The organism is Ideonella livida (assembly GCF_010499455.1).
Classification (GTDB): domain Bacteria; phylum Pseudomonadota; class Gammaproteobacteria; order Burkholderiales; family Burkholderiaceae_C; genus Ideonella; species Ideonella livida.
On record NZ_JAAGOH010000091.1, the window covers coordinates 1 to 704 of the forward strand.

1 rRNA gene and 1 pseudogene are annotated in these 704 nt (G+C 62.6%); one reads left to right on the forward strand and one right to left on the reverse strand.

The annotated features are described in order from the left end of the window. Positions 1–82 (forward strand): 5S ribosomal RNA (gene rrf, locus G3A44_RS24305); the annotation flags it as partial. Between the two features lie 55 nt (positions 83–137). On the opposite strand, the pseudogene G3A44_RS23175 reads toward rrf, so the two are convergent. After that, positions 138–704: pseudogene (locus tag G3A44_RS23175) on the reverse strand (DDE-type integrase/transposase/recombinase); the annotation flags it as partial.

The following is a 704-nucleotide window of genomic DNA, read 5'->3' on the forward strand; positions in this document are numbered from 1 at the left end:
TTCCCATCCCGAACAGGACAGTGAAACGCCTCTGCGCCGATGATAGTGCGGATTCCCGTGTGAAAGTAGGACATCGTCAGGCTACTCCATACCAGAGTAAAACGCCCGGTCTTTGCCGGGCGTTTTTTTTAATGGGTCAGCCAGTCGTCGGCGATGGCCTGAACCTGTTCGATGGAGTTGAACAGCCAGGCGTCCAGCACCTCGGTGCAGAACGTCCGGTTGAAGCGCTCGATGTAGGCGTTCTGGTTGGGCTCGCCGGGCTCGATGTAGTTGAGCGTGATGCCCCGGCGCCGGGCCCATTCGACGAAGTCGTGGCTGGTCATCTCCGGCCCGTTGTCCATCCGGATCGACTGCGGTGAGCCGTACCAATCGACCAAGCGGTCCATCGTCCGGATCAGCATCGACGCCGGCAGTGACTGGGCCACCAGGATGGCCAGAGCCTCCCGGTTGGCCTCGTCGATCACGTTGAGCGTGCGGAACCGCCTGCCGTCGTAGAGCACGTCGTGCATGAAGTCCAGGGCCCAACCCTGATTCACCAAGGGCGCCGCTGCCAGCGGCACCGGATCGCGCTTGGGAGTGCGTCGTTTCGTGCGGCGCGGGATGTTCAGGCCCAACTCGCAATACACGCGCCAGACCCGCTTGTGATTCCAAGGCCGCCCATCCAGGCGCAGACGGTCGAAACACTTCCAGAAGCCCCAGCGGCC